Here is a 1,150-nt window from a genome sequence, read left to right as displayed (position 1 = left end):
GAAAGCCGCTACCAGCGTACGCTCGACTTGCCGGCGACGCGCGGCAAGATTCTCGACCGTAACGGGCTTGTGCTCGCGACGAGCCTGCCCGTGCGCGCGATCTGGGCGATTCCCGATGCGGTGCCGGCCGCATCGGGCGGCGCGATCTCGTACACGTTCATCCGGTTGAGCAGCGGCTCCGGAATCGCGTGCGCCTCGTTCGCGGTCGCGATCCAGATCACGTTGCCCGCATCGATCGGCACTTCCGCGAATTCGTCGATGAATGCGCGCGCGGTGTCGTGCTCGAGCAACGCATACAGCGCGCCAAGCGGATCGTATTGCGCATCGCTGCCGGCCTTGTCGATCTCGTCGACCGCGATGACCGGGTTCGCGTAGCTGCCGTTCACGAGCGCATCGAACACCTTGCCGGGCTTCGCGTTCTTCCATTGCGACGACGCACCCGACAGGATCCAGCCGGCCGTCAGCGAACTCATCGGCACGTAGTGGTACGCGGTGCCGAGCAGTTGCGCGAGCGCCTTCGCGAAGTGCGTCTTGCCGATGCCCGGGGGCCCGAGCAGCAGGATCGGCATCAGTTCGAGCCGATCATCCGTTTCGAGGCACAGCGCGACCTGCTTGCGCACGTCTTCGAGCGGCTCGGCGAAATTGGGCAATGCCTCGCCGAGCGCGTCGAACGACGGCATCCGGTTCGGCTTCACGCAGAAGCGCAGATTGCCCGTCTTGAGCATCCTCTCGTAGGTGGCGCGCAATGCGTCGCTCGCGCTTTCGTTCAAGTCGCTCAGCGCCGTCTCGACCTGCTCGAGGTCGTATACCGTGCTGAAGGATGCCACCGCCAGTTCCTGTTTCACCATCGCCGTCGTCATACCAACCTCGCTGCCGCTTGCCGTCACACGATCATCAGACCCTTACGATTTCAGTGTAGCGATCCCGCATCCCCGCGCAAGCAAGCAGCCGCGCGAGTCTGCTGCTAACACCCGCGCGCGCTGCACGCCGGCGCGCCGCGGCGTATGATCGTCGGTTCACCCACCCGCGACCATGAACATTCACCCCGGCCGTTTCATCCGCCCCGCGCTGGGCGCCCTTTGCGTCGCCACCCTCGCGACGCTTCAGGCGTGCAACGGCGATGCCTGCTTCGGCGTCGATGCCTGCTTCA

General features: G+C 65.4%; 1 pseudogene. It reads right to left on the bottom strand.

Going from position 1 to position 1,150, the window contains the following annotated elements:
- Nucleotides 1-143: 143 nt before the first annotated feature.
- Nucleotides 144-860, bottom strand: a pseudogene (locus G3N96_RS38710) (AAA family ATPase); the annotation flags it as partial.
- Nucleotides 861-1,150 lie beyond the last annotated feature (290 nt).

Origin of the sequence: Burkholderia sp. Se-20373, from assembly GCF_017104705.1 — a bacterium.
Lineage (GTDB): Bacteria > Pseudomonadota > Gammaproteobacteria > Burkholderiales > Burkholderiaceae > Burkholderia.
This window is presented reverse-complemented; position numbering and strand designations above follow the sequence as displayed.